25 protein-coding genes are annotated in these 24,581 nt (G+C 72.1%); 10 read left to right on the forward strand and 15 right to left on the reverse strand.

From position 1 onward, the window contains the following. Position 1 precedes the first annotated feature (1 nt). Positions 2 to 586 carry a hydrolase gene (locus ACIGFK_RS01345; RefSeq protein WP_400050112.1) on the forward strand — a complete coding sequence of 195 codons (585 nt, stop codon included), beginning with the start codon at positions 2 to 4 and terminating at the stop codon, positions 584 to 586. Positions 587 to 724: 138 nt separating this feature from the next. On the opposite strand, the gene ACIGFK_RS01350 is transcribed toward ACIGFK_RS01345, so the two are convergent. After that, positions 725 to 946 (reverse strand): hypothetical protein, encoded by a 222-nt coding sequence (locus ACIGFK_RS01350; protein ID WP_400050113.1) that lies wholly within the window; start codon positions 944 to 946, stop codon positions 725 to 727. A 79-nt stretch (positions 947 to 1,025) separates the two neighbouring features. Between ACIGFK_RS01350 and ACIGFK_RS01355 the strand changes: the two genes are divergently transcribed. Both ACIGFK_RS01355 and ACIGFK_RS01360 read left to right on the forward strand, forming a co-directional pair. Continuing rightward, entirely contained in the window at positions 1,026 to 1,271 is a 246-nt protein-coding gene (locus ACIGFK_RS01355) for a hypothetical protein (RefSeq protein ID WP_400050114.1), read from the forward strand. A gap of 64 nt (positions 1,272 to 1,335) precedes the next feature. Further along, positions 1,336 to 1,512, forward strand: a complete 177-nt coding sequence (locus ACIGFK_RS01360) for a DUF6126 family protein (RefSeq protein ID WP_400050115.1) — start codon at positions 1,336 to 1,338, stop codon at positions 1,510 to 1,512. 10 nt (positions 1,513 to 1,522) lie between these two features. On the opposite strand, the gene ACIGFK_RS01365 is transcribed toward ACIGFK_RS01360, so the two are convergent. From ACIGFK_RS01365 to ACIGFK_RS01380, 4 genes are all read right to left on the reverse strand, one after another. Then, positions 1,523 to 1,780 (reverse strand): hypothetical protein, encoded by a 258-nt coding sequence (locus ACIGFK_RS01365; RefSeq protein WP_376656109.1) that lies wholly within the window; start codon positions 1,778 to 1,780, stop codon positions 1,523 to 1,525. A gap of 125 nt (positions 1,781 to 1,905) precedes the next feature. Beyond that, complete coding sequence (locus tag ACIGFK_RS01370; protein WP_400050116.1) at positions 1,906 to 3,735, reverse strand: ABC transporter ATP-binding protein; 1,830 nt, start codon at positions 3,733 to 3,735, stop codon at positions 1,906 to 1,908. Between the two features lie 147 nt (positions 3,736 to 3,882). Then, entirely contained in the window at positions 3,883 to 4,248 is a 366-nt protein-coding gene (locus ACIGFK_RS01375) for a cytochrome P450 (RefSeq protein WP_400050217.1), read from the reverse strand. 50 nt (positions 4,249 to 4,298) lie between these two features. Further along, positions 4,299 to 5,579 carry an RNA-guided endonuclease InsQ/TnpB family protein gene (locus tag ACIGFK_RS01380; protein ID WP_400050117.1) on the reverse strand — a complete coding sequence of 427 codons (1,281 nt, stop codon included), beginning with the start codon at positions 5,577 to 5,579 and terminating at the stop codon, positions 4,299 to 4,301. Positions 5,580 to 5,602: 23 nt separating this feature from the next. On the opposite strand from ACIGFK_RS01380, the gene tnpA reads away from it, so the two are divergent. After that, on the forward strand, positions 5,603 to 6,031 hold the full coding sequence (gene tnpA, locus ACIGFK_RS01385; protein ID WP_400050118.1) for an IS200/IS605 family transposase: 429 nt from the start codon (positions 5,603 to 5,605) through the stop codon (positions 6,029 to 6,031). Positions 6,032 to 6,127: 96 nt separating this feature from the next. On the opposite strand, the gene ACIGFK_RS01390 is transcribed toward tnpA, so the two are convergent. From ACIGFK_RS01390 to ACIGFK_RS01410, 5 genes are all read right to left on the reverse strand, one after another. Next, positions 6,128 to 7,078, reverse strand: a complete 951-nt coding sequence (locus tag ACIGFK_RS01390) for a cytochrome P450 (protein WP_400050119.1) — start codon at positions 7,076 to 7,078, stop codon at positions 6,128 to 6,130. A gap of 144 nt (positions 7,079 to 7,222) precedes the next feature. Beyond that, positions 7,223 to 8,557, reverse strand: coding sequence for a TfuA-like protein (locus ACIGFK_RS01395; RefSeq protein WP_400050120.1), 1,335 nt, complete (start codon positions 8,555 to 8,557; stop codon positions 7,223 to 7,225). Beyond that, entirely contained in the window at positions 8,557 to 9,732 is a 1,176-nt protein-coding gene (locus ACIGFK_RS01400; RefSeq protein ID WP_400050121.1) for a YcaO-like family protein, read from the reverse strand. Before ACIGFK_RS01400 ends, ACIGFK_RS01395 begins: the two co-directional genes overlap by 1 nt. Before the next feature lie 20 nt (positions 9,733 to 9,752). Beyond that, on the reverse strand, positions 9,753 to 10,562 hold the full coding sequence (locus ACIGFK_RS01405; protein WP_376656114.1) for an ABC transporter permease: 810 nt from the start codon (positions 10,560 to 10,562) through the stop codon (positions 9,753 to 9,755). A 4-nt stretch (positions 10,563 to 10,566) separates the two neighbouring features. Beyond that, positions 10,567 to 11,508, reverse strand: coding sequence for an ABC transporter ATP-binding protein (locus ACIGFK_RS01410; protein ID WP_376656115.1), 942 nt, complete (start codon positions 11,506 to 11,508; stop codon positions 10,567 to 10,569). Between the two features lie 302 nt (positions 11,509 to 11,810). Between ACIGFK_RS01410 and ACIGFK_RS01415 the strand changes: the two genes are divergently transcribed. The 6 genes from ACIGFK_RS01415 to ACIGFK_RS01440 all read left to right on the forward strand — a co-directional run bounded on the left by ACIGFK_RS01415 (position 11,811) and on the right by ACIGFK_RS01440 (position 18,996). Then, positions 11,811 to 12,683 (forward strand): hypothetical protein, encoded by an 873-nt coding sequence (locus tag ACIGFK_RS01415; protein WP_386463389.1) that lies wholly within the window; start codon positions 11,811 to 11,813, stop codon positions 12,681 to 12,683. A gap of 13 nt (positions 12,684 to 12,696) precedes the next feature. Beyond that, positions 12,697 to 13,146 (forward strand): aroma-sacti cluster domain-containing protein, encoded by a 450-nt coding sequence (locus ACIGFK_RS01420; protein ID WP_376656117.1) that lies wholly within the window; start codon positions 12,697 to 12,699, stop codon positions 13,144 to 13,146. Positions 13,147 to 13,199: 53 nt separating this feature from the next. Next, on the forward strand, positions 13,200 to 16,136 hold the full coding sequence (locus tag ACIGFK_RS01425) for an AAA family ATPase (RefSeq protein ID WP_386463385.1): 2,937 nt from the start codon (positions 13,200 to 13,202) through the stop codon (positions 16,134 to 16,136). Further along, positions 16,127 to 16,996: a S8 family serine peptidase gene (locus tag ACIGFK_RS01430; RefSeq protein WP_376656119.1), complete on the forward strand. Its 870-nt coding sequence runs from the start codon at positions 16,127 to 16,129 to the stop codon at positions 16,994 to 16,996. Before ACIGFK_RS01425 ends, ACIGFK_RS01430 begins: the two co-directional genes overlap by 10 nt. Continuing rightward, positions 16,993 to 17,622 carry a GAF domain-containing protein gene (locus tag ACIGFK_RS01435; protein ID WP_376656120.1) on the forward strand — a complete coding sequence of 210 codons (630 nt, stop codon included), beginning with the start codon at positions 16,993 to 16,995 and terminating at the stop codon, positions 17,620 to 17,622. Before ACIGFK_RS01430 ends, ACIGFK_RS01435 begins: the two co-directional genes overlap by 4 nt. An 81-nt stretch (positions 17,623 to 17,703) precedes the next feature. After that, positions 17,704 to 18,996 (forward strand): helix-turn-helix domain-containing protein, encoded by a 1,293-nt coding sequence (locus ACIGFK_RS01440; RefSeq protein WP_376656121.1) that lies wholly within the window; start codon positions 17,704 to 17,706, stop codon positions 18,994 to 18,996. A gap of 22 nt (positions 18,997 to 19,018) precedes the next feature. Here ACIGFK_RS01440 and ACIGFK_RS01445 read toward each other — a convergent pair whose 3' ends face one another. The 5 genes from ACIGFK_RS01445 to ACIGFK_RS01465 form a co-directional block, all read right to left on the reverse strand. After that, positions 19,019 to 20,866, reverse strand: a complete 1,848-nt coding sequence (locus ACIGFK_RS01445; protein WP_386463381.1) for a S9 family peptidase — start codon at positions 20,864 to 20,866, stop codon at positions 19,019 to 19,021. Then, a complete protein-coding gene (locus ACIGFK_RS01450) occupies positions 20,856 to 22,280 on the reverse strand; it encodes an NAD(P)/FAD-dependent oxidoreductase (RefSeq protein ID WP_386463378.1) in 1,425 nt (474 codons plus the stop codon). The genes ACIGFK_RS01445 and ACIGFK_RS01450 overlap by 11 nt, the downstream gene beginning before the upstream one ends. Continuing rightward, a complete protein-coding gene (locus ACIGFK_RS01455; protein ID WP_376656124.1) occupies positions 22,277 to 22,570 on the reverse strand; it encodes a PqqD family protein in 294 nt (97 codons plus the stop codon). Before ACIGFK_RS01455 ends, ACIGFK_RS01450 begins: the two co-directional genes overlap by 4 nt. After that, positions 22,551 to 24,044: a StsB family radical SAM/SPASM domain sactipeptide maturase gene (stsB, locus tag ACIGFK_RS01460; protein ID WP_400050122.1), complete on the reverse strand. Its 1,494-nt coding sequence runs from the start codon at positions 24,042 to 24,044 to the stop codon at positions 22,551 to 22,553. Before stsB ends, ACIGFK_RS01455 begins: the two co-directional genes overlap by 20 nt. 75 nt (positions 24,045 to 24,119) lie before the next feature. Beyond that, positions 24,120 to 24,386 carry a StsA-related sactipeptide RiPP gene (locus tag ACIGFK_RS01465; RefSeq protein WP_376656126.1) on the reverse strand — a complete coding sequence of 89 codons (267 nt, stop codon included), beginning with the start codon at positions 24,384 to 24,386 and terminating at the stop codon, positions 24,120 to 24,122. Between the last annotated feature and the right edge of the window lie 195 nt (positions 24,387 to 24,581).

Raw genomic sequence — 24,581 nt, forward strand, 5'->3', positions numbered from 1 at the left:
CATGACCACCACCGACCCGAACCGCCTCGCCCTCGGCGACGACACCGCCCTGGTCCTGATCGACCTGCAGACCGGCATCCTGGCCCTGCCCACCGCCAAGCCCTCCGCCGGGATCCTCGCGAAGGGCATCGAGCTCGCCGGCGCGTTCCGCGCCCGCAAGCTGCCCGTGGTCCTGATCAAGGTGGCCTGGTCCCCCGACGGCGGGGACCTGCCCACCGCCAACGTGGACCGCCCGGGCCCGGCCGTCGCCCCGCCGGCCGCGTTCTCCGAGATCCCCGCAGAACTCGCCGCCCTCGGCGACGTGGTCGTGACCAAGCGGCACTGGGGCGCCTTCACGGGGACCGAGCTCGACCTCCAGCTCCGCCGCCGCGGCATCCACCGCATCGTGCTGGCCGGGATCTCCACCAGCGTCGGCGTCGAGTCCACCGCCCGTACGGCCTGGGAACTCAGCTACGACCTGGTCTTCGCCGAGGACGCCACCGCCGACCTGGACGCCGATTCCCACGCCCACACCTTCGGCAAGATCTTCCCGCGCATCGGCAAGGTCAGCAGCACCGCCGAGATCCTCGCCGCACTGGATTCGTGAGGCAGCGAAGCCGGGGGCGCACCGGCGCCGTGAGGACGCCGAAGCCCTGAGGACGCCGAAGCCCTGAGGGCACTGGCCGGTACGGGACCGTCGGCGCCGAAATCGCCCGCACGGCCGCCACCGACGCCCCGGTCCTGCTCACCGGCCGACCCCCGGGCGGGGCCGGTCCCTGGCACGCGCGGCCGTCGCCGCCGGAATCCCGTACGTGGACATCACGCGCTGGTCAGCCCGGTTGCAGCGGGTCGTCATCGTCGCCGCGCTGCTGCGGCCCACCGCCCCTGCGGCCCGGACCCGGGAAGTGACGCCGTGCTGCGCCGCACCCTCCTCGGCGTCCTCGGCGAAGGGGTGCAGGAGGGGCACGGCCGATCGGCGGCTAGAATTGCAGAGTTCTGCAATTCATCAGGTGCTGCGGTGATCAAGTGTCGGGGAGGCGGTCGCAGTGGGCTCATTCGCCGAGGCCGCGCGGGAGCGGGTGCGTCAGGCACGTGCCCGCCTGCAGGCCGCGCTCGAGGAGCAGGACGCCTACGAGGCGGAGCTGGCGCAGGACGAGCTCGAGGACGCGCTGCGGCTCGCCCGCAAGCACGGCGTCGACCCGGGGGAACCGGAATCGACCGGGGCGCCGGCCTCCCCGCCGCCGACCGGGCCGCCCGGTAAGTCCGGTGCCTCCGGTGCATCCGGTCCGTGACGCCCACGGGACAGCACCGGCACCCGGCCGCATTCCGCACCCGACCGATCCTGGAGACCGACCGATGACCGACGCCGACGCAGCCGCCCCCGCCCCCGACGCCGAGTCCGGTGCCAAGGCCGAGGCCAGATGGCTGGAGCGCGGCGTGGCGCTGCGGGCCTTCTTCTACATCTTCGGCACGCACGTGTTCGCCGGCTTCGTCTACCTGCTCTTCTTCCTCGGAGAGCACGCGAAGAAGTAGGCCGTCGGCGTCAGCCTCCCACCGCCTCGTCACAGGCCGCACAGACCAGGCCCGCGTACTGCGGGGCGTACCAGCCGGCTTCCGGGTGCTCGGCGGGCTTCCAGGGGGCCCGTTCCATGGCGAAGGTGTCCCGGCCGCAGTAGGTGCGCGGTCCGGCGACGGCGGCCATACCGGGGGCGGCGGGCACGGCGTGCACGCGGAGCACGGACGGTTCGGCGTCGCCCGACGTCGGCTTGTCGAGCTCGTAAACGACGAAAATCTCGCTCATACCTCGACCGTAGGCCGCCCGCGGCGGCCCCGCTCCCCCCGCTCAGACCAGGCTGCCGATGAGGGCGGCGAAGCAGGCATGATCTTGCCGGTTGCGACTGCTCCGGGCGTGTTCTCCGGATGAATTCAGTGCACGTCGGCTCCGGCGGGGGTCTCGTCGAGGAAGCCGCCCGACTGGTGCTGCCAGAGCTTCGCGTAGGCGCCTTCCGTGTCGAGGAGTTCCCGGTGCGTGCCCTGCTCGACGATCCGGCCCCGGTCGAGGACGACGAGCCGGTCCATGCCGGCGACCGTGCTCAGCCGGTGCGCCACCACCAGCGCCGTCCGCCCCTCCATGAGGCGCCACAGGGCGTCCTGGACGAGGATCTCGCTCTCCGAGTCCAGGGCGCTGGTCGCCTCGTCGAGCAGCAGGATCGGCGCGTCGCGCAGGATGGCCCGGGCGAGGGCCACCCGCTGGCGCTGCCCGCCCGACAGCTTCACCCCGCGCTCGCCCACCATGGTGTCGAAGCCCTCGGGGAGCCCGTCGGCGAACTCCGTGACGTGCGCCGCCTCGGCCGCGCGGCGGATCTCGGCCTCGGTGGCGTCCGGGCGGGCGAAGGCGATGTTCTCGCGCAGCGTGCGGTGGAACATCGCCGGGTCCTGCGGGACGTACGCGATCAGGCTGCGCAGGTCGGCCTGGGCCAGCCTGCTGATGTCCTGCCCGCCGACGAGGATCCGGCCGGCGTCGATGTCCGTCATGCGCAGCAGCAGGCGGGTGAGGGTGGTCTTGCCGCCGCCGGAGCGGCCGACGAGGCCGATCTTCGTCCCGCTGGGCACGTCGAGGTCGAGGCCCTCGAAGAGCGGTCCCTTGCCGGCGCCCGCGTGGGTGAAGGTCACCCCTTCGAAGCGCACGTCCGCGGCCTGCGGGCGCAGCGGTTCCGGTGAGACCGGGTCCAGCACGGTCGGCGGCGTCAGCAGCAGTTCGGTGAACTGCGCGGCCTCCGTCATCGAGCTCTCCAGGCGGCGGTAGATCTGGTTGAACTCGAACATGATCCTCGTGGCGTTGGCGTAGTAGGTGAAGGCGACGATGATCGCCTCCACACCGTGCTCCCCCGCGCCGAGCGATACGGCGAGCAGCAGGCCCAGTGCGTTGGTCAGCACGGACATCGGTGCGACCACCGTGTCGATGCGCAGGTTGCCGTAGTCCCACGACCGCAGCGTGAGCCGCCGCGACTCGGCGACCCGGGAGCGGTGTTCGGCGGCCTCGCGGTCCTCCGCGGCGAACGCCCGTACGGTGTCCATGTTCATCAGGCTGTCCGCGACGTGGCCCGACACCCGGGCGATCGCCTCCTCGCGCTGGGCGACGAGGGCCTGGCGGCGCCGGATGAGGGGTCTGACGCACAGCGCCGCCAGCACGATCATCACCAGCAGCCCTGCCACGAGCAGGGGTTCGTACTGCCACAGCACCACCGACGCGAAGACCAGCGGCACGAAGCTGCCCATGACCGAGAACGTCAGCGTGTCGACGAACTCCTCGAAGCGGGAGGCGAAGCTGAGGACCCGCTTGGTCAGCGAGCCGGCGAAGTTGTCGTGGAAGAACGCCGCGTCCTTCGCGAACAGTTCGTCCATGCCGATCACGTACAGCTGCTCGATGCCCCGGGCGTCGAGGCGGTTCAGGCAGTGGAGTCCGATGCGCCACAGCGTCTCGGCGAGCAGCAGGACCCCGGCGAAGACGCACACGTAGGGCAGCGCCGACCCGATGGCGCCGCCGGTGCCGCCGCCGTCCTCGACGATCCGTCCGACGAGTTTCGCGACGATCAGCGGCGCGATGTAGAAGATTCCGATGTTGCCCAGTGCGGGCAGCAGCATGGCGGGGACCGTCAGCAGGCGCAGCCTCGCCAGTTCCCGTCCGTAGTAGCGGAGCGCGAGGAGCACGGGGCCCCTGCGCGGTGATGTTCCGTGAGATTCGGCTGATCCCATCCCAAACCCTGTGTTGAGGTACCAACAGGACAGGAGTCGGAGTGTCCCGCAAGGGCGCCCGCGCAGTCCAAGGCTTTTCCGGCCGGGTGCCGGCCCCGCCGCCCGGCCCGCCACCGGCCGCCGCCAACCGCCTGCCGCTGTCTGCCGCTAGCCGCCGAGCACGGCGGGTGTCGGGCCGTCGGGGCGGACGGTGATGCCGTACGCGGCCCCGGCCGGGAGGGAGCGGAAGCGCGGCGTGTGCCCGGGCAGCAGCCGTTCGAGCAGGGCGGTCGACTCCCTCAGCGCGAACTGCTGTCCCAGGCAGGCCCGGGGTCCGATGCCGAACGGGAAGTAGCTCCCCGGGTGGGCGGGGCGGCGGCCGGCGGTGGTGAACCGGCCGGGGTCGAAGACCTCGGGATCCGCCCAGAGTTCGGCGTCCCGGTGGGTGAGGTAGGGGCAGACCAGCACGTCGGTGCCGGCCTCGACCTCGTATCCGGCGAGGCCGTCGTCCTGCGCCGCGCACCGCGGCAGTATCCAGGCGGAGGGTTGAAGTGCTCTCCCGCCTGAAGCCGGGAGATTCCTGCTTACCTTGCGGTAGCGGGCTTGACGCGCTTGGCGCGCCTGACGACTGCCCTTCCGGCAGCCGGGATGAGCGCGAGGCCCATCCGGTACAGGTGCAAGACGTTGCGGGCCGCGTTGTGGTCGGCGTTGCCCGACCAGCCGCACTCCGGGTTCTTGCACACGAACACGGCCTGGGACTCCCGGCTCCCGGGCGTGGTGAAGCCGCAGGCGGAACAGCGTTGGGAGGTGCCGGGGGCGGGGACCTTGACCAGGATGCCGCCGTGCCGGGCGGTCTTGTACGCCAGCATGGTTACCGTCCGACCCCACGCCTGTCCGCTGATGGAGCGGTTCAGCCCGGATTTCTGGGCGACGTTCTTCCCTGGCTCCTCGATGGTTCCCCTGGCGGACTTGACCATGCTCGTGATGGTGAGTGCTTCGACCACGACGGTGCCGTAGGTGCGGGCGATGACAGTGGTCGTCTTGTGCTGCCAGTCCAGGGCCCGGCGCCTGGCTTTCGCGCGCAGTCCTGCGATCCGATCGTAGGTGTGGTGCAGCCGGCGACTGGTCGGCTCGCCGGGTTGGCGATGGCGCTTACGCTGCGCGGCGCGCTGCTCCAAGCGCCGGAGCCTGGCCTTCTCCTTGGCGGTCAGCCACTCGCCGTGCTCGTACGTCTCACCGTCCGAGAGGGCGAGGGGTACGGTGATGCCCACGTCGATGCCGACTTCCAGTCCCTGGTGGGCCTCGGGCTTGGCCTCCAGGGTCTGGACACGGAAGGCGATGTGCCAGCCCAACGTGTCCTTGACCAGCCGGGCCCCGGTGATCCGGTTCTCCGCGTTGGCACGCTTGCCCACGGGCAGGTCCTTGGTCCACCGGAACCGGACCCGGCCCACCTTGGGGATGTTGACCATGCCCCAGCGGCGGTGCACGCGGAGGATGTTCAGGTCCCGGCCCTGCGGGATGTCCACGGACATCACCGTGCGCAGCCGGCCCTTGAAGGTGGGGGCGTCGGCGCGGCCGTCCCAGCAGTTCTTCCACGCCTGGAAGTACGTCTTGAGGACCGCTTGCGCGGCCTGCGCGGGCAGGGCGGCGAGAAAGCCGATGTCCTCGCGGGCCTGCCGTATCGCGGCGTCCGCGTTCGCCAGGGTCCGCTTGTCTTTCGGCATCATCTGCCACCAGGCGTGCAGCAGGTTCCACATGGCACGGGCCGCGTGTGCCTGGCCATCGGTCTTCAACACCCCGGCAGGCGACAGCGCAAGCCGGGCACGGTGCCCGAACTGCCGCTTTGCCAGGGTGCCTTGACTCACGATCGGGAACCTAGCGTTGGTTTATGTCACCGCGCTGGAATCCTCATCCCGATGTCAGAACGGGTCGCCATGTTGTCCACAACCTGCACGTTCACTTGGTCTTCGTCACCAAGTACAGGCGAAAAGCGTTCACCAACGCCATGCTGACCCGCACCGAAGAGATCATGCGGGAGGTCTGCGCCGACTTCGAGGCCGAGCTGAAGCAGTTCAACGGTGAACAGGACCACGTGCACCTGCTCGTGCACTACCCGCCGAAAGTCCAGCTCTCCAAGCTGGTCAACTCCCTCAAGGGCGTCAGCTCCCGCCTCCTGCGCCAGGAGTACGACAGTCATGTCCGGCGGTACCTGTGGGGCGGACACTTCTGGTCCGGCTCCTACTTCGCCGGATCCTGCGGCGGGGCACCCCTGACCGTCATCAAGCAGTACATCGAGAACCAACAGCGCCCCCTCTGACCGTCACCACGGAGGCACAGAGCCCTCCGGCGCTCCGCGCCTCCGGCCCAAGGATGGCCTTCACCCCCGCCCTGAAGGGCGGAGCCCTGGCCAAGATCAGGGGTAGAAGCGCAGCGTTTCCTGGACGAGCGCCTGCACGGCCTGCCTGCGCTGCGCGGAGCCTTCGGCCCCTGCGGCGAGGGCCTGCTCCCGCGCACCGGGGTTGCGGTCCAACAGCAGGTACAGCCAGGTCAGGGTGGACGCGGTCGTCTCGTGGCCGGCGACGAGCAGCGTCACCAGCTCGTCGCGGATCAGCCGGTCGGTGTATTCGGGGCGGGTTCCGGCCGCCTCGGTGAGGACGTGCAGCAGCCCGGGCCCGTCGGGTCCGGCCGCGCCGTCCCGGGCCGCGGCGATGGCGCGGCGCGCCACGTCGTCGATCCGGGCCAGTTCGGCGGCGACCGCTTCCTCGGCGGCGGCCCCGTCGGCGGGCAGCCTGGGCATCGCGGCCACCACGGCCGGCACGGCGGCCAGTTCGCGTTCCGTGCCGGGGTCGAGCGGGTGCCCGGTCAGGGACCGCCAGATGGTGTCCAGGGCGAAGCGGCGCATCTCCGCACCGACGTCGAAGACCTCCCCGGTCCGGGCGTACGAGGCCCAGCGCGCGGCCGTGGTCCGCGCGGCCCCGGCGATCCGCTGCTCGTAGCGGCGCATGCCCGGCCCGGTGAACTGGGACTGCAGCAGCCGCCGTTGCCGCTGCCAGGCCTCGCCCGTCGCGGCCAGGAGCCCGTCGCCGATGAGCAGCCGGGCGCGGTGCGAGCGCTTCACGTACCGGTCGGGGTGGTGCGCGAGCACGTGCTGCACGGCCGCGGGGTCGGTGACGAGGACGGTGGGCCGCGGTCCGAGCCGGAACGCGGCGATCCCGCCGAGCCGTTCACGCGCCAGGGCGAACAGGTCGACCAGCTCCCCTCCCCCGCCCTGCCACTCCTCGACGAGGGCGGGGTCCAGCTCGGGGACCCGGCGGTCCGCCGGGGCCGGGCCGGGGAGGGAGCCGGGGCGGGCGTGGGTGGCCACAGGTCTGCTCCTGTACGTCGTCGGCGACCGGGTGGGGCGTCACGCACTGTAGGGGAGCTGGAGCCGTGTGCGACACCCCGCCTCGCCTGCCCCGGCAGCTGCCCCGGCCCAACCCCTGCCCCTGCCCCTGCCCCTGCCCCTGCCTCACCCTGCGGAGGTGTTCCGCCGTTCGCGGGCGCGGCGGATGTCGTAGGCGAAGAACCTCCGGACGGCGCCGCCGAGTTCGTCCGGGCCGGTGAAGCCCCGGCGGGCCATTTCGACCACCGGTGAGGTGCCGCTGCCGTGCCAGTGGCGCAGGAACAGGTTCGCGCGCATCGCGGGCGGCGGGACGGCGAACCGGGGGCCGGCCTCCTCCGTGGCCTCGTCGGCGCGGACGACGAGGGCGCACCACTCGTCCCAGCGCTCCGATGCGCGCAGCCGGTCCAGGACGGCCGGTCTCCAGTCCACCGAATGCCACACCGGCCACACCCGCACCATGAGGAGCCGGGCCCGGTCCGAGGCGGTGACCCCGTCGGCCGCCTCCGCCTCCGTCAGCCAGTGGGCGAGGGACGGCGGCAGCGGTGACCGGTCGTCGAGCCCGAGCTTGGCCGACCCGTACTGCTCCAGGGTCATGCCCCGCCCGGCCGCGAGGTCCCTCAGGAGCCCGGTGAGGACCTCCTCGTGCAGCGCGGGGTAGCCGGCGTCGAACAGCCGGGCCGCGTCCAGGACGTCGAGGTCCGACATCCACCGGCCGGGGGCGTGCTCCCGCCGGGTCCTGCGGACCAGGGACTGGGTGCGGCTGATCCCGGTGAACGGGACCTCGGGAGCGGCGGGGGCGGGTGTCGCTGCGGGACGGCTGGCGACCGCCTGGAGCGCCGCCGTCGCGTCGAGCCGTTTGAGGTCCCAGACGCCCGAGCCGATCATCTCCTCCAGCGTCCGCAGGGCCTCGTGGTCGGGCTCGTCCAGGGCCCGTTCGATGTCCTTCCAGCCCCGGTGGGTGAAGGGCATGGCCGCTGCGGCCGCCACGATCCGCCGCCCGGCCTCCGCCGGGACCAGATCCGTCTCGGCCCCCTCCTTGCAGCCGTAGCGCAGGTTCACCAGGGCCACGGTCTGCGCCGGGTAGCCCATTTCGGCGGGGCCGTGCAGGACGCCGACCTCGTCGTCGCCGTCGATCTCGCCCGAGGCGTACATCCCGTGGACGGTGCCGAGGCCCCGCATCCCGCACGGGGCCAGTTCCGCGGCGCGCAGCGCCCCCATGCTCGCGGCGCCGACGACGTCCACGCCCTCGGTGAGGACCTGGAGGATCTCCTTGTGGCCGACCGACCGCCGCTCGCGGAAGTAGCCGTCGATGACGACGGCGACGTCCCCGGGATGCCACTGCTCCGCCAGCAGGTCGCCGCGTCCGGCGGGCGGGCGGACCTCGGCGTCCGGGAGCACCGCCCGGACGTCGGCCGCCGACAGCGTCGGCCCCACGTAGACGACCACCTTGGGCGTGCTCACTACAACACCTCCGGACATACGCGGCTCCCCGGTGCGACGACCTTGACGACGGGGACTCCGATCTCGTCCTGCGTCAGATCGACCACGAGGGGCGGGTGGGAAAAGGCGCCGGCCGCCTGCCGGACCACGTGCGCGAGGTCCCCGACCAGGCTCTCGTGCCGGGCGGGCTGCGGCACCAGGCCGGCGATGTCGGCCGCCGGGGCGGACCGCGCCTCCTTCAGGCGGCCGACGTCCGCCTGCCCGAAGTCGTCGCGGAGGTCGTCGCGGGCCCCCGCTATGTACGCGAGCCTGGCCTGCGCCGCCTCCGAGATGGCGCGGGTGAGCGCGATCTCCGTGCTGAGGTGGCAGCCGAACCCGAACATCGGGGCCGGGTAGTCGTGGCAGGCGACCCAGGCCAGGAAGCAGGGCAGGCCGGTGGGAGAGGGTACGAAGCGCACTTCGAGGGTGGCGTCGGCCCGCTCGATCAGCGTGCACATCTCCTCGGCCACCGCCGACCCGGCGGTCCGCGGGTCGACGCGCACCCCCATCTCGCCGCCGCGTCTGACGGCGGCCGTCATCGCGTCCCGTTCGATGACCTCGCACAGCGCGTGCAGCGTGGCCTCCACCAGGGTGTTCCCGCCGGCCAGGCCGTTCGTCGACTCGAAGAACACCGGCGGGTTCCAGTCGGTGTTCTCCTCCAGCGACAGCCGGGCGAGGTTCACGGGTACGAACGTCCGCGCGCCGTCGACCAGCGATCTGGCCTCCACCCAGTCCAGCGGCAGCCCGTCGTGCAGGAGGCTCGGCACGCAGGGCGCCAGGGCGGCGACGTCGTAGCCCAGTTCCGCACCGAGCTCGCGGGGAGCGGCCGTCATGACGGGGGTGACGGGTTGTTCCACGTGCCAGGTCTCGACCGACTCCATGACCGCCGACAGCTTCGCCAGTTCGGGGGTCATCCCCTTGCCCTGGGAGACGGCCAGGGTCCTGGACAGGGGGCGGACGGCCTGGAAGGTCGGGATGCCGATGGTGTCGAGCCGGGTGATGTCGGCGACCCGGGTGACGCCCACCTTCGCCGCCGCTCGGCTCACCATCTCCCAGGTGACCTCCGGGGGCCGGGCTCGGTTCGTCCCCGGCAGGCGGAGCACGGAGCGGTCCTGGGGCGAGGCGAGCCAGGACAGGGTCTGGTCTTCGGTCTGCACGGTGGAGGACTCCCTGGGGGTCAGAGGTTCCGGGTGCGCCGCAGCAGCGCGCGGCCGGCGACGAAGTTGGCGACGAGGGCGACGGCGGCCAGGACCAGCAGGGAGGGCCACGCCTTCTCCAGGCCGAAGATCGCGGCGTCGCGCATGCCGGTGACCGCGTAGGACACCGGGTTCACCGTCGAGATCCACTGCAGCACGGTGGGGAGCTGCTGCGACGTGGACAGGGAGGGCGCGGCGAAGACGAGGACGGGCACCGAGATGCTGGTGAGCACCATGAAGGTGCGGTAGTCCTTGATGAGGACCGCTGCGGCGAGGTAGAGCCCGTTGAAGGCCACCGACGACAGGACCAGTGCGAGCAGCAGCCAGATCCAGTGGGACGCCTCGAACGGGTAGTCGAAGATGACCGCGGCGACGGCCATCGCCAGCAGGCTCTGGGCCAGGACGAGCGTGACCCCGGCGAGCAGCTTGCCGGCCAGGAAGCGGGACCTGCGCAGCGGCCAGCTCCACAGCTGGGTCGACACCCCGCTCATCTCCTCCTGGAACATCGCCATTCCGGTCGTCCCCGAGGCGCTGACCACGGACATCGCCAGCACCATGGGGAGGAGGAAGACCGAGAACGGCAGGGTCTCGCCCCGGTAGACGATGTTGCCGACGACGTTGCCGAGGGAGGTGTTGACCAGCAGCAGGTACACGAGCATGGGGGTCAGGCCGAGGATGAGGTTGACCCGGTTGCGGGCGAGGAGCGCGTACTCGCGGTAGAACACGGCGGTGAAGTCGGCGGGTTTGCCCGTGCCCACCGGCGCCTTGGTCTTGAAGTCCAGCTCGGCCACGGGGTCAGCCCTCGTTCCCGGTCATGCGCAGGAAGACCTGCTCCAGCGAGTCGGTGACGGTGGAGATGTCCGAGATCGCGACTCCCGCGTCGTGGCAGTGCCGCGACAGCTGCGGCAGCACGTCGCGGACGGTTGCGTTCTCGATGCGCACCTCGGTGTCCTGGGCGCTCGCGGCGAGTCCGGCGCCGGCCGCCCACTCCTTGACGGCCTTGGCCGCGACGGCGTCGTCGACCTTCACCAGCAGGTGGGCGCCGCCGAACTCCCGGAGCAGCTCGCTCGGCTGGGCGAAGCGGACCACCTTGCCCTTGTTGATGACGAGGACGCGCTGGGCGTTGCGCTCCAGTTCCTCGATGATGTGGCTGGTCCAGATCACGGTCATGCCGTTCTCCTCGCGGAGCCACCGCACGAACCGCTCGATCTGGTGCCGGCCCGCGACGTCGAGTCCGGCCGAGGGCTCGTCGAGGATCAGGAGTTCGGGGATGGTCAGGAGCGCGCGTACGAGCTGCAGGCGCTGACGCTGCCCCCCGGACAGCTGGAAGACGAGCTGTGACAGGGCGTCCTTCAGGCCGAGGTACTCGGCCACCTCCAGCGCCCAGGGCCGGGTGGTCCGCCACGACAGGCCCTTGAAGCGGGTGGCGATCAGCAGGTTGTCCAGGGCCGACAGCATCTCGTCGTACGGGGCGGACTGGTGCATGGCGCCGATGCCGGTCTTGGCGGTGACCGGGTCGCGGGCCGGGTCCGCGCCGAACACCCGGATCTTCCCGGTGGTGGGAGGGGTGACGCCGCAGATCATCTTCATCAGGGTCGTCTTTCCGGCACCATTGGGCCCCAGCAGCCCGATGGTCTCGCCTCTGGCGATGTCGAATGAAATACCGTCGACAGCCGGTGTCTCTTTTCCGCGGTAGCGCTTTGTCAGTTCTTCGGCGTTCACCACGTGATTCGCCACGATCCCTCCTTCCGCAATGCGCTTGACGGTTCATCAGGAATCAGGATTGCCGATCGAGTCGCTGCGGGTGGACGTTACGCCTGTTGGCCACTGGGGAAGCGGCAGCTGCCCAAGCTGCCTTCGAACTGCCTCTGTTCTTCCGCCCCGTTCGCGGTCCCGGCGCTAGCATTCACAGCATGAGCCGTTCGGGAAATACCGAAGACCACGACGGAAAACCCGTCGTGGTTCTCGTGAATTGCGCGGGCGGCCCGGAATTGGAGGTCGTCCGGAATGCCTTGACGGGACCGTTGGACACTCCGACGGTGCTGATCCGGCCGGGCGAGCTCTCCTCCACGCCCATGGCGCTCGACGTGGACACCGGCCTGCTGGACATCGCCGGGCGCCGGGTAAGTCCGGCGGTGGTCTGGGTGCGCCACGCCTCGGCCTGCGCGCTGCTGGCGCAGGCGCGGCCGGCGGGTTCGGTGACCCCGTTGCAGGCGGAGTCGTGGTCCGGGTTCCTCGGCCAGGTGGCGTCGACGGCGTCCGTCGCGCTGCCCGGCGGCACGGTCGTCGGTCCGGGCCAGCTGGCCCAGGCCCGCAGGCTGGGCGTGAGGACGCCCCGGACGGTGATCTCCAACGACGTCGCTGCCGCGGCGCGCGAGGTGGGGGCGCCGACCCTGCTGGTCAAGACGCCGGACTTCCGGCTGTTCGAGCCGGACCGGGGGAACTGGCCGGTGTGCCAGCCCGCGGTGGTCGGCAGCGACGCGGTCGCGGAAGGCTCCCCGGCGGGCGCCGCGGCCGGCGGGTCGCCGGCGGGCGACGGGCGTCCTGTCGTCGTCCAGGAGTACGTGGCTCACGCCCGTGAGCTGCGCGTCTACCACCTCGACGGCGGGATCTGCGCCTTCGAGGTCCGCAAGCCCGATCCGTCGAGCCCGGTGACGGATCCCGGCAGTGTCACGGTGACCCGGGTCGGGTGCCCGCCCCGCGCGGCCGAGGCGGTGCGCACCCTCTGCACCGCCTGGGGCCTGCGCTACGGGGCGTTCGACCTGCTCGTGCCGGACACCGGGGAACCGGTGTTCCTGGAGGCAAACCCGGACGGCGACTGGCTCTGGTTCGAACGCAAGGCGCGCTGGCACGGCGTCTCGTTCATGGCCGCCGTCATGGTCCGTGAGTTGTTCGTACGGAGTACGTCGTGAGGAGCTCGCGTTGATGACGTCGTTACGGGGCCCCGAGATCTCCACTCGGGGCCTGGTGCTCGTGGCCATGGTCGCTCAGGGTCATACGACCGACCGCGTGGCCCGTGCGCTGGGCCTGAGCAGACACACGGTGGGCGAGGAGATCAGCGTCCTCCTCGACCGGTTCAACTGCAGGAACAGGGCGGAACTGGTGGCCTACTGCTACGTCCACCGGATCCTGCCGGTCGGTATCTGGCCGCCGCCGTGCGGCCCCGTGAAAGAGGTGAGTGACGTGTTCGACCCGCTGACCGCCTTGCGCGAAGCAGGACTTCCGGTCGACCAGCTGAGTGCGGCGCAGCGCGACGTGCTGGCCCGCCTGACCGAGGAGGAGACCACCGTCGTCGTATCGGTCCAGCACCGGCTGAACGAGGCCGATGCCGGCTCGGACGCCGAGGTGTGGGCCCACAACCTCAAACTGCTCTGACCGCACGGCACGTGCCCGTACGACGACCCGAAGCCCCCGGAGGAGGACCGCGCATGAGCCGCAGACTGGTGGTCGTCCTCTTCCTCGACCTCGTCGGATGGACCCGGCTCGCCGAGCGGGTCGATCCGGAGCCGCTCCAGCAGCTGCTGGAGGAGTACTACGAGATCTGCTCGGCCGCGGTGGAGGAACACGGCGGGGTGGTCGAGAAGTTCATCGGCGACGCCGTCATGGCCGTCTTCGGCGCGGACACCTCCCAGGAGGACGACGCCCTGCGGGCCCTGCGGGCGGCCACGCACATCCGCACCGCGGTACGCGACCTGCGCACCCCGGCGGCCGACGCGGCGCCGGTCGAGATCCACTGCGGGATCGCGGCCGGCGAGGCCCTGGTGACGCGCTCGGCACGGGCCGGCATCCGGGTCGTCGGCGACGTGGTCAACCTCGCCGCGCGCCTGCAGTCGGTGGCGGTGGCCGGGGAGATCGTCGTCAACGAGACCGTGGCGCACCTGGCCCGCCCGCACTTCACCATGGCCCCGGTGCTGCCGGTGATGCTGAAGGGCAAGGCCGAACCGGTTCCCGTTCTGGTGGTGACCGGCGAGGCGGACGACGATCCGGCGGGCGCCGGCTCGCCCATGGTGGACCGCAGGGCCGAACGGCACCGGTTGCGCCAGACCTACCACCGCGTGGCCCGCGAACGGCGGTCGGAACTGGTCACCGTGCTCGGGCCGCCCGGCATCGGCAAGACCCGCCTCGTCAAGGAGGCCGTCGACGACCTCGTCGCGGCCGGGGCCGGGCCCATCGCCGTCTTCGGCAGCTGCCCCTCGTACGGGACGAACGGGAACTACGCGGCGCTCGTCGAGGTGCTGGACGCACTCGTCCGGCAGGCGCCGGCCGGCGCCGAGCTGCTGCGGGCCGACGAACGCATCGCCGGGGTGCTGGCCAGTCTGCGCGACGCCTCGCCCACCCGCCTGGACGGATCGGTCCCGGGACCGGGCGTGGAGGAGGTGTCGTGGGCCGCGCGCGAGCTGCTCGGCGCCGCGGCCTCCCGCCCGCTGGTCGTGGTGTGGGACAACCTCGCATGGGCGGGGCAGTCGCTGCTCCGGCTCATCGGCGACCTGATGGACGGCCTCCGGGACGTCCCGTTGCTGATGGTGTGCGTGTCCAGGCCGGAGCTCACGGGGCCCGACGGTCCCTGGTTCCCGGACGACGGCGTGATCGACGTCGGCGCGCTGGTCCCGATCGACAGCGCGCGCCTCGCGATGTCGCTGGCCGGACGCAGCCACGGCGACGAGGTGGAGCTGCACGACCTCGATCTGGTCGACCGGGTGGCGCTGTACAGCGCGGGCAATCCGCTGTACATCCGCCTGATGATGGACTGGCTGCGGGACGGCCGGACCCTCGACGAGGTCCCGCCGACGATCACGGCCATGGTGGGCGCGATGATCGACCGGCTGCCCGCGCCCGCCCGGCGGCTGCTGGGCGCGGCCTCCGTGATCGGCCCGGCGTTCACGCTGGAGCAGCTCGCGCTGCTGGGCGAGGAGGTCCCTGCGGCGAACGTCAACGCGCTGGCGGGCCACCGGCTGTTCCAGGCGACGACGGAGGAGGGCGGGTACCGCTTCGTGCAGCAGCCGGTGCACGAGGTCGCCTACGGCCGGCTGGAGAAGGAGCAGCGCATCACCTGGCACCGGCGCCTCGCCGAGCGTGGTTTCAACCCCGGCTTCCACCTGGAGGCCGCCACCCGGCTGCTCGGGGGTCTGCGCCCGGACGACACGGAGCTGCCGGAACTGGCCCGGCAGGCGGCCGAGGCGCTGCTGGCCGAGGGGACGGTGGCGCTGCGGCAGCGGGACGTGCCGACGGCGATCGGGCTGCTGGAACGGGCGCTGATGCTGGCGCCGAACGGGCCGGACCGGTGCCGGTCGGTCGCGGCGATCCGCCTCAGCGACGCCCTGATGCTTTCCGGGGACACCCGGCGGGCGCTGGACGTGGCCGCGGACGGCGCCCGGCAGGGCCCGGACGGCGAGGGCCAGTTGCCCTGCCTGGTCCAGCGGTACCTGCTGGCGGCGCGGCTCGGCCGGGTCACCGCGGCCGACGTCGCGAAGCTGCGGGCCGAGCTGGCCGGCGGTGAACCCGACCGGTTCGCCTGGTGCCGGTTCGAGCAGGTGCGGATGCTGCTCCACCTGGACCGGGGCCGGTTCGCCGCGGCCGAGGAGGCGGCGTGCGCCGCGCTCGGACACGCCCGGCTGATCGGTGACGCGTACGAGGAGGACCGCCTGCTCGTCGCCCTGTGCGAGATCCGGCAGTGGTCGCCGACCCCGATGGCGGAGAAGCTGTCGGGCTGTACGGAGCTCCTCGAGCGGTTCGCCGCCGACCGGTTCCTGGCGCTGCCCGCACTGGCCGCCCGCGCCCGCTGCCTGGCCCTGACCGGGGACCGCCCGGGCGCGCGCCGGGCCCTGGCCGAGGCCGAATCCGCCGTCGACCAGCTCCGGTTGACGATGGGTCGGGTCCTGGTGGACCAGGTGGCCGGGCTGGCCGCGTCCCTGGAAGGGGAGCACGCGGAGGCCGAGGGGCGCTTCCGCCGTGCGGCCGACGCCCTCGAACAGGCCGGCTACGTACCGGTCGCGCTGACCATGCGGGTGCAGGCGGCCCGTGAGCTCGCCCGGTGCGGCCGGGCCGGGGAGTCCGCGGGGCTCATCGCCCGGCTCCTGGAACAGCGCGCGGAGATGGACGTCCGGGGGCGGATCCTGTGCCTGTCGGCCGCCGTGCTGGCCGCCGCCGGGGAGGGCCGCGCCGACCCGGCGCGGGCCGACGTGCTGGCGTTGCTGAAGGACATCGACGACCCCTGTCTGCGGGGCGAGGTCTGCTTCGACCTGGCCCGGGCCCACCGGTGCCTGGGCGAGACGTCCGAGGCCGGGGTCCTGGCCGGGCTGGCCGCCGACAGCTATCTCGCCGTCGGTGCGACCGAGCCCCTGGAGGCGGTGTGCAAATGGATGTGAACGACGTCCCCTGGCGGCGCGAGCGGATGCCGCACCTGTTGGGGATGCCCGCGTGGAGCATGTCGCCCGACGGCGGTCCCGGCGAGCCGGTGCCGACGGCCCTGTTCGAGGGGATCGACGCGCGCTGGGCCTGGGAGGGCGCGGACGGAGAGGGCGTACGGGTCTGTGTGCTCGACAGCGGCGTCGACCCGGCGCACCCGCTGGTCGGGTCCGTGGACCGGGCGTGGCAGGTGGTGACGGCCGAGGGCCGGGCGCCGCGGGTGGAGGAGTGCGAGCCGCTCGACGCCGCCGGCCACGGGACGGCCTGCGCGGGGATCATCCGCGGCATCGCCCCCCGGGTCTCGCTCAGCTCGCTGAAGGTCCTCGGCGACGGGAGGTCCGGCAGCGCCTCCGCGCTGATCTCGGGGCTCGCCTTCGCGATCGAGGAGGGGTTCGACGTGGTCAGCATGAGCCTGTCGACGACCAGGGTCGAGTTCCGCGACCGGCTCGCGGAACTGTGCGACCGGGCCTACTTCCGGCGTACGACCGTGGTGGCGGCGGCGCACAACCTGCCCATCGAGAGCTTCCCGTGGAACTTCTCCTCGGTGATCTCGGTCGCCAGCCATGCCGAGCCGGACGGCATGCGCTTCTACTACAACCCCGCGCCGCCGGTCGAGTTCCGGGCCCGGGGCGTGCGCGTCCCGGTGGCGGGCCCGGGCGGCGGCACCGTACTCAACACCGGCAACAGCTTCGCGGCCCCGCACATGGCCGGGATCGCGGCGCTCGTCCTGAGCAAGCACCGGTGGCTCACGCCCTTCCAGCTCAAGAGCGTCCTCTATCACTGCGCCGCGAACGTACCGGTCCAAGGAGGCGGAGAATGAAGCCCTGGTCGCACGAGCTCATGGCCACGGAACGACAACTGCTGCAGTCCGTCGTGGCGGTGGCCCGGTACATCTACGGGGCCGCCGCGTCCTCGGTCTTCATGGTGAGTCCGGAGACCGGCGAGCTGGTCTTCGCGGCGGTCGCGGGGGAGGGCGAGGAGGGCCTGGTCGGCAAGCGCTTCGAGCCCGGCACCGGCATCGCCGGCTGGGTCGCGGCCAGCGGCCAGCCGCTGATCACGGACAACGTGGCCGGCACCGAGCAGTTCGCCGGCGACGCCGCGGCCTCCACCGGGTACGTTCCCGCGAGCATCATGGCCGCTCCGCTCATCGCGGACGGGGAGTGCATCGGCGTGATCGAGGTGCTGGACCGGCACACCCACGACACGGGCGCCCCGGGCCGGGAACTCGACGACATCGAACTGCTGGGCCTGCTCGCGACGCAGGCCGCGCTCAGCCTCGCCCTCCTGCGGCGCAGCGAACAGGCCGCGAGCGCGGTGCCGCGCATGGGCGACCTGGTGGCCCGGCTGTCGGAGCACGCGGTGCTGGACTCCTCCGACCCGCTGGCCCTGTCGTTGCTGAGCATCTCGCTGGACCTGCTGGACCGGCGGGCCCCGAAACCGGTCTGACGGCCGACGGAGACGCCTCGCAGACGACCCGGCGACGCGGCTGAGACGCTTGCGGAACGGGGCCCGCCTACAGTCCCGCGCATGGTCCAGAGAGCCGAGGTCGAAGCGCCGTCGTTTCCCGAACTGCTGCGCCACAAGCGCGTCCAGGCCGGGCTGACCCAACGGACGCTCGCCGACCTGTCGACGATCAGCCCCCGTACGATCCGCGCCCTGGAGTCGGGGAGGGTGAACGCGCGGATGCAGACCGTCCGGCTGCTCGCGGACGCCCTGCGGCTGGAAGGGCTGTCCCGGGAGCTGTTCGTCAACGCGGGCGTGGGCAGCGGGCGGCAGGGGCCGGCCGGAACGGACCCCTGGCTCGCGGTGCCCCGGTCGGTCAACGCCCTGCTCGGGCGGGACGTCGAGGTGCGGGCGATGGCGGGCGCGCTGGCGTCCGACCACCGCCGCATGATCTCGATGTCCGGGCTGCCGGGGGTGGGCAAGTCGCGGGTGGCCACGGAGGTCGCGGTCCGGCTGAGTGCGCGCCGCGGGTGGCCGGTGCTGTGGATCGGTTCCGGTCCGGTGGAACTCGAGGGGCACGGTGCGGCGTCCGGCTCCCTGCTGAAGTCCTTGCGCCTGCTCGTCGAATCGCGCGCGCAGGACGTCTCCGCGGTGTGCCGGCTCATCGGCCGGAGCGAGGTGCTGCTCGTGCTCGACGGGGTCGCCGACGCGGGAAGCCCGGTCGTCGGGGTGCAGGACCTGCTGGCCTACTGTCCGGGCCTCCGTGTGGTCAGCACCTCGCGTGCGCCGTGGCACGTGGCGGGCATCCAGGGGACGGTGGTTCCGCCGCTGGCCACGCCGGGTCCGGACTGGGAGGCGTCGCGGTCGCTGGACGTCCTCGCCGGGGTGCCCTCGGTACGGCTGCTCGTGGACCGGCTCTCCGAGGTCCGCCCGGGTTTCGCGCTCGGCCGGGCCGAGGCCGAGGCGGTGGTGCGGCTGTGCCGGAGGCTCGACGGACTGCCGGCCGCACTGGAGGCCGTGGCGGCCGGGTCCCGGGTGCTGAGCCTGCGGCAGCTCGCCGAGCTGCCCGACGCGCACCTGCTCGACCTGCCGGCGGCGGCCCGGTGCTCCGGCGTTCCCGAGACGATCGGGGGCCTCGTCCTGGCCGGCTTCGACCAGCTGGACCCCGCGCGCCGCACGATCCTGCGCGAGCTCGTCGCCTTCGACGGGGCACCCACGGTCTCGGAGGCCGCCGAAGCCCTGCACCGGCCGCTGAACCAGGTGGTCGACGATCTGGGCACGCTGATGGGCTGCGGGTTCGTCCGGGCCTCCCACGAGGAGGCGGAGACCCGCCTGCACGTGCCGAACCTGCTGCGGGCGGCCCTGACCGGGCGGTGACCGCCGCGCGGGTGCGGGCCCGTCATGCCAGGTGGGCGGCGAGGAACCGTTCGACGGCGGTGTAGTAGGCCTGGCGGTTGCCGGGCCGGACCAGACCGTGTCCTTCGTCGGGGAACAGCAGGTACTCGTGGGCGAGCCCCTTCGCGGCCAGCGCCTCGACGATCTGCTCGGCCTCCGCCTGCGGCACCCGTACGTCGTTCGCGCCCTGCACCACGAGGACGGGGATGCGGATGTCGTCGACCCGTGACAGGGGCGAGCGCTCCCACAGCATGTCGCGCTCGGTCTCCGGATCTCCGACGTGGGCGTGCATGAACGCCTGCAGCGGAGTGCGCGTGGGCGCCCCGGCCGCCAGCATGGTCAGCAGGTTGGACGGGGCGCAGAGGGCTATGGCGCAGGTGAACACGTCGGGGGTGAACGCCGCACCGGCCAGCGCCGCGTAGCCCCCGTACGAGCAGCCCATGATCGCGACCCGGGCGGGGTCGATCCCGCCCTCCGCCACGAGGTGGCCGAGCGCGTCGAGGAGATCGGTCTGCATCGCGGCGCCCCACTGCTTGGCGCCCAGGTTGCGGAAGTGCTTGCCGTAGCCCGTCGATCCGCGGAAGTTGACCTGGACGCACGCGTATCCGCGGTTGGCCAGCAGCTGGGCCTCCTCGTCGAAGGCGAAGGTGTTGCGGGCCCAGGGTCCACCGTGCACGTTCACCACCGCGGGCAGGCCGCGGCGCTCGGCGCCGGGCGGCCAGGTCACGTAGCCGTGCACCGCGACCCCGTCGCGCGCGGTGAACTCGAAGGGCTCCATCCTGGCCAGCCGGTACCGCTCCAGTTCCGGCTGGTGGCTGAAGAGGCGGCGCAGGTCCCCGGCCACCCGGTCGTACACGTAGTAGAGGACGGGGCCGGCCCCGGTCACCACGGAGACGGTCCACAGCCGTCCGGAGCGGTCGGTGCGGTCGACGTAGATCTCGCCGTCGACCGCCTGCAGCGCGAGCTCGCCGCGGATCCGGCCGAGGTCCTTGCCGAACTCCTCGTCGAGGAAGACCCGTTCGTCACGGTCCTTGGCGAACAGGACCGCCTGCGGCCGGTGGGTCAGCGGGTCCGTCTCGACCTGTTTGACGTCGTGGACCGGGTCCTCCGCGAGCAGGGTCCGCTCGCCGGTCGCGACGTCGACCTCGAACAGGCGGCAGGCGTTGGCCCCGATGGAGGAGATCAGGTAGAAGACGGCGCCGTCGCGGGCGAAGCCGGTGACGCGCGTGCCCATGGCGTCTTCGTAGGGCACGTCGAGCCAGGGCTCTGCACCGTCCGGGCCGTCCGGCGGGTCCAGGAAGAGGGCCGTGCCGCCGTCGGGCTTCATCCTCGTGCCGCCGCGGACCTTGAGGTCGGTGTCGATGATCCAGCTCAGGTAGCCGGGGTTCTCCGCGACCTTGGCGAGCCCGCCCGTCACCAGGTCCAGGCGGTAGACGTCGTGCAGGCCCGGCCGGTCCTTGTTCAGCCCGATCAGCATGGCGGTCGGGTGCCACCGGTTGTGCGCCAGCACGCGCGCCTGCACGCCGTCGAAGGGTGTGGCGCACCGCTCCTCGCCGGTCACGAGGTCGACGAGGTGCACCCGCCAGCTCTCGTCGCCGTTCTCGTCGCGCAGGTAGAACAGCGTGCGGTCGTCGTGGCAGAGGCCGTACGTGCGGATGCCGCGGCCGCGGTCGTGCGTGACGGCCACGGCCTCGTCCGGCCGGTCCGCCGGCGCGACCCATACGTTCAGCACGCCGTCGTCGGGCGCCAGGTAGAGCAGGCGGGTCCCGTCCGGCGAGATCTCGGGCACGAGGTAGGACGGGTTGCCGAACAGGACGGAGTGCGGGATCAGCGGTACGGCTTCAGTCGTCACGGTTGTCTTCCCAGGTGGCTTGCCGGTGTCGGCGCCCCGAGAACCACCACTCGGAAAGCGCGGGGAACTGCGCGACCGCCTCGTCGGTGCCGAGCGGCGGGTCCGGGTGGGCGGACGGCCCCCGGGGGGTGGGCGGGTCCCCGGCACCCTGTGCGGGGACCAGCGTCTGGGTGCGGAAGAGCCGGCTCATCAGTGCCGGGCTGGTCAGCAGGGCCCGGGCCATCCTGGCCCGCATCTGCTGCCCTGCGGCGGACCCGGCCGAGGCGGCGGGCGGGCGGCCCCCGGAGCCGGCCCGCGCCCGGTCCTGCTCGGTCGCCATCCGCCACGAGGTGTCCGCCACCTCCGCGACGGCGGCCTGGAGTGCGGGCAGGCCGGAGGGTTTCGCGCCGTGCTCCGCCCATGCGCGGTCCAGCCGCAGGGCGCTGAGCAGTGCGACGGACATCCCGTGCGAGTGGACGGGGTTCACGGCGGTCAGTGCGTCGCCGACCACCAGGAAGCCGTCGGTCCGCGGGCGCCGTTCGAAGTACCGCCTGCGGTTCGCGGTCGCGCGGAACGGCCGGACCCCGCCGAGGGGTTCGGCTGCGGCCAGCAGCTCCGCCACGACCGGTGAGCGCAGCGACCGGACGCACTCGGTGAATCCCCGCTCGTCGGTGGGCGGTGTCGCCTCGCGCGTACCGGTCAGCGTGACGATCCACCGGCCGTCCTCGACGGGGAACAGCGTGGCACCGTGGGCCGGCCCGCCGCCCTCCGTTCCCGGGTGCAGCATGACCGCCGGGATCCCGGCGGCGAGGCCGGACGGCGCCCGGTAGATCCGGGTGGAGTACGCCAGCCCCGGGTCGACGACCTCTTCCTCGACGCCGGGTCCGCCGAGCGCGGCCAGCCACCGGCCGGCCCGCGAGCGCCGGCCCGTGGCGTCCACGACGATGTCGGCGTCGATGCGTTCGCCTGCGCCGTCCTCGGCCGCGACCACGACCCCGGTCACGCGCGAGGCGTCCCCGGTGAGTCCGAGGACCCGGGTGCGCTCCCGCACCCGTACCGTGCCGCCGGCCAGCGCCCGTTCCCGGATGACGTGGTCCATGAGCCACCGGCTGCACGAGACCAGGTGGGCGCCCGTCTCGTGCCGCCGGAACCAGCCGTCCGCGCTGAGGATCAGTGCGCCGTCCGGCAGCCCGCGCCGGTGCGCTCCCCGTTCCCGGAGTTCCTCCAGGGTTCCCGGGAGCAGGGTCTCCAGGGCCTCGGCGCCGGCCGTGACGAGCACGTGGCTGTGGTGCGCCTGCGGCACCCCCGTCCGCACGCCCGGGCCCCGCGGGTACCGGCCGCCCTCGATCACGGTGACCTCGTCGACGTGACGGGAGAGCACCTTGGCCGTCAGGACGCCCGCGAAGCCTCCGCCGAGGACGACCGCCCTGGTCATGGGCGCGCGGCCGGCTGGTCCGTCTCCAGGAGCAGTTCGGCGTCGACCATGGAGGTGATGAAGGCGTCGACCTCCGCACGGATCCGGGCCGTCATGACGGCGTTGTTCCCCGCGAAGACGAGGGACAGCTTCTCCCCGACCGCCTCCCGGTCGCAGTCGTCCTCCACGAGTGCCCAGATCTGGGCGGCGGTCGCGTTCAGCGTGCGGAACTCGCCGGACTCCGTGTGGTAGAGCGAGATGCCGTCCGCGGTCTCCTGCCAGATGACCGCGTCACTGATGTGCAGGGACATCGCCCAGCCTCCTGTTCACCGGCATGATGGGGATGAGTTCGCCGACCGTGATCGCGGGCCGGGGGGTGGGGACGTAGGTCTTCCACTGGTCGTGGACCGCGTGGACCTCGCCGGTGGCGACCAGGCGGGGGACCGTCATCTCGAGGTCGTTGCGGGCGAGCTGCTCGCGGCTCACCCCGGTCTCCTGCCACAGCTGTGTGGTGACGCCGTGGCGCAGGATCCGGCACAGGTGCCGGCTGTTGCGCCGCAGGTCGCCGGATTCCGACATGTGCGCGGCCCGGCAGCCGCCGCCGCAGTTGGCCTTGATGTAGCACTTCTCGCAGTCGGCGTGGAACTCGCCGCCGAACACGGTGCTGCGGCGCATCGTGGAGAGGACCGGGCTGGCGAAGATCTCGGAGAGCGGCTGCTTGCGGATGTTGCCGGCGTACTCGCCCTTGCCGGTGGTGAGCTTGCACGGGTAGACGTCGCCGAGGGAGTTGATGTAGATCTCGTTGCCGCCCATCCCGCAGTTGCCCTTGACCGAGCACGGGGTGACGGGCCGCGGCCCGTCCGGCCTGAACTTGCCGGCGACCGGCGAGGTCCACACGAGCTGCTGCACCCTCAGGTGGTCCTGCCAGCCGAAGCCGTCGGCGTCCTCGGCGCCCCGGCCCAGGTCGTTGTGGTTCATCAGGCGGACGCTGTGGATCTCGATCCCGTCGAGGAAGGACGCGAAGTCCTCCAGCTCGTCGACCTTGTCCGAGGTGACGATGTGGTTGATGGCCGGGGCCACGCCCTCGGCGTTGAGCAGCTCGATCGCCCGGCGGGTCCGCGCGAACGAACCCTTGCCGCGGGTGCGGTCGTGGGTCTCGGCCGTGCCTCCGTCGAGGCTGATCGTGACCACGTTGAACAGCTCGGCGAAGCGCTTCGCCGTCGCCTCGTTCCGGATCATCGTGGCGTTGGTGATGATGTTGGCCTTCATGCCGCTGTCGTTGGCGTGCCCGACGACCTGGAACAGGTCCTTGCGGAGCATCGGTTCGCCGCCGGTGAAGACGATGGTGCCGGTGCCGAGGCCGGCGATCTGCGAGACCAGGTCCATCGATTCGGCGGTGTCGAGCTCACCGGGCAGGCACTTCTCGGACGACGCGTAGCAGTACGGGCAGCGGAGGTTGCAGCCGTCGGTGATGGCGTAGTAGGCGAAACTCAGGGGCGGTTCGCCGAGCTTGATCTGCGGCTTGTTGCCGTTGAAGTAGACGATCCAGTTCAGGATGAGTTTGGCGAGGGCGCGCTCCGTCTCATCGTCCGGCTCCAGCGTCGGCTGCTCCCCGCGGGCCTGCGCGACGGACAGGGCTTGGAGCACCCGGAATTCACGCCCGTTCAGGACGCACCGGGCGGCCACCTCCGGGTTGACCACGAGGTGGTCGTCGTCGTTCACGAAGTAGGTCAGGTCCTTCGGCACGTCGAACAGCGCCAGGTTCCGGACCAGGTTCCCTCGCATCCCGCCTCCTCTCTGAACCGGCACAGGCGCGGCCCGGTGCGAGTGGCCGCCGGGCCACGCCTGTGAACTGTCGGACTAGTTCTGCGCGTGACCGGAGCCGGACCAGACGCCGCAGGCACACAGCATCGCGGCGTCCCAGCCCTCCTTCGAGGCCTCGGGCGAGGACCACTCCTGGGAGTGGGCCACCACGTCGGGCAGGATCGCCGCGAGGCGGTTCTTGGTCGAGATGAGGACGGTGGTCTCTTCCTGGGTCAGGCTGGAGTAGAACTCCTCGAGTGCGGGGGCCATCGTGCCGCCGATGACACCGGCGGAACGGAGTGCCTCCAGGGAGTTGAAGCTCATGATTCCCACCCTTCGCTGTGACGTTCGGTACGGGGACGCCACCGAGACTGCGCGTGGCGGTTCGGTGAAACAACCCCACGAATGTGGGTTGTGTCAGAGGCATGAACGGGGACATGCGCGCGAGGGCGGCGGCGCTTCCGGCAGCGGATCCGGAGGCCGTGTCCGAGCCTCCGGATCCGGCCACGCGCGGGTGTT

This window comes from Streptomyces sp. NPDC085524 (assembly GCF_044541755.1).
Classification (GTDB): Bacteria; Actinomycetota; Actinomycetes; order Streptomycetales; family Streptomycetaceae; genus Streptomyces.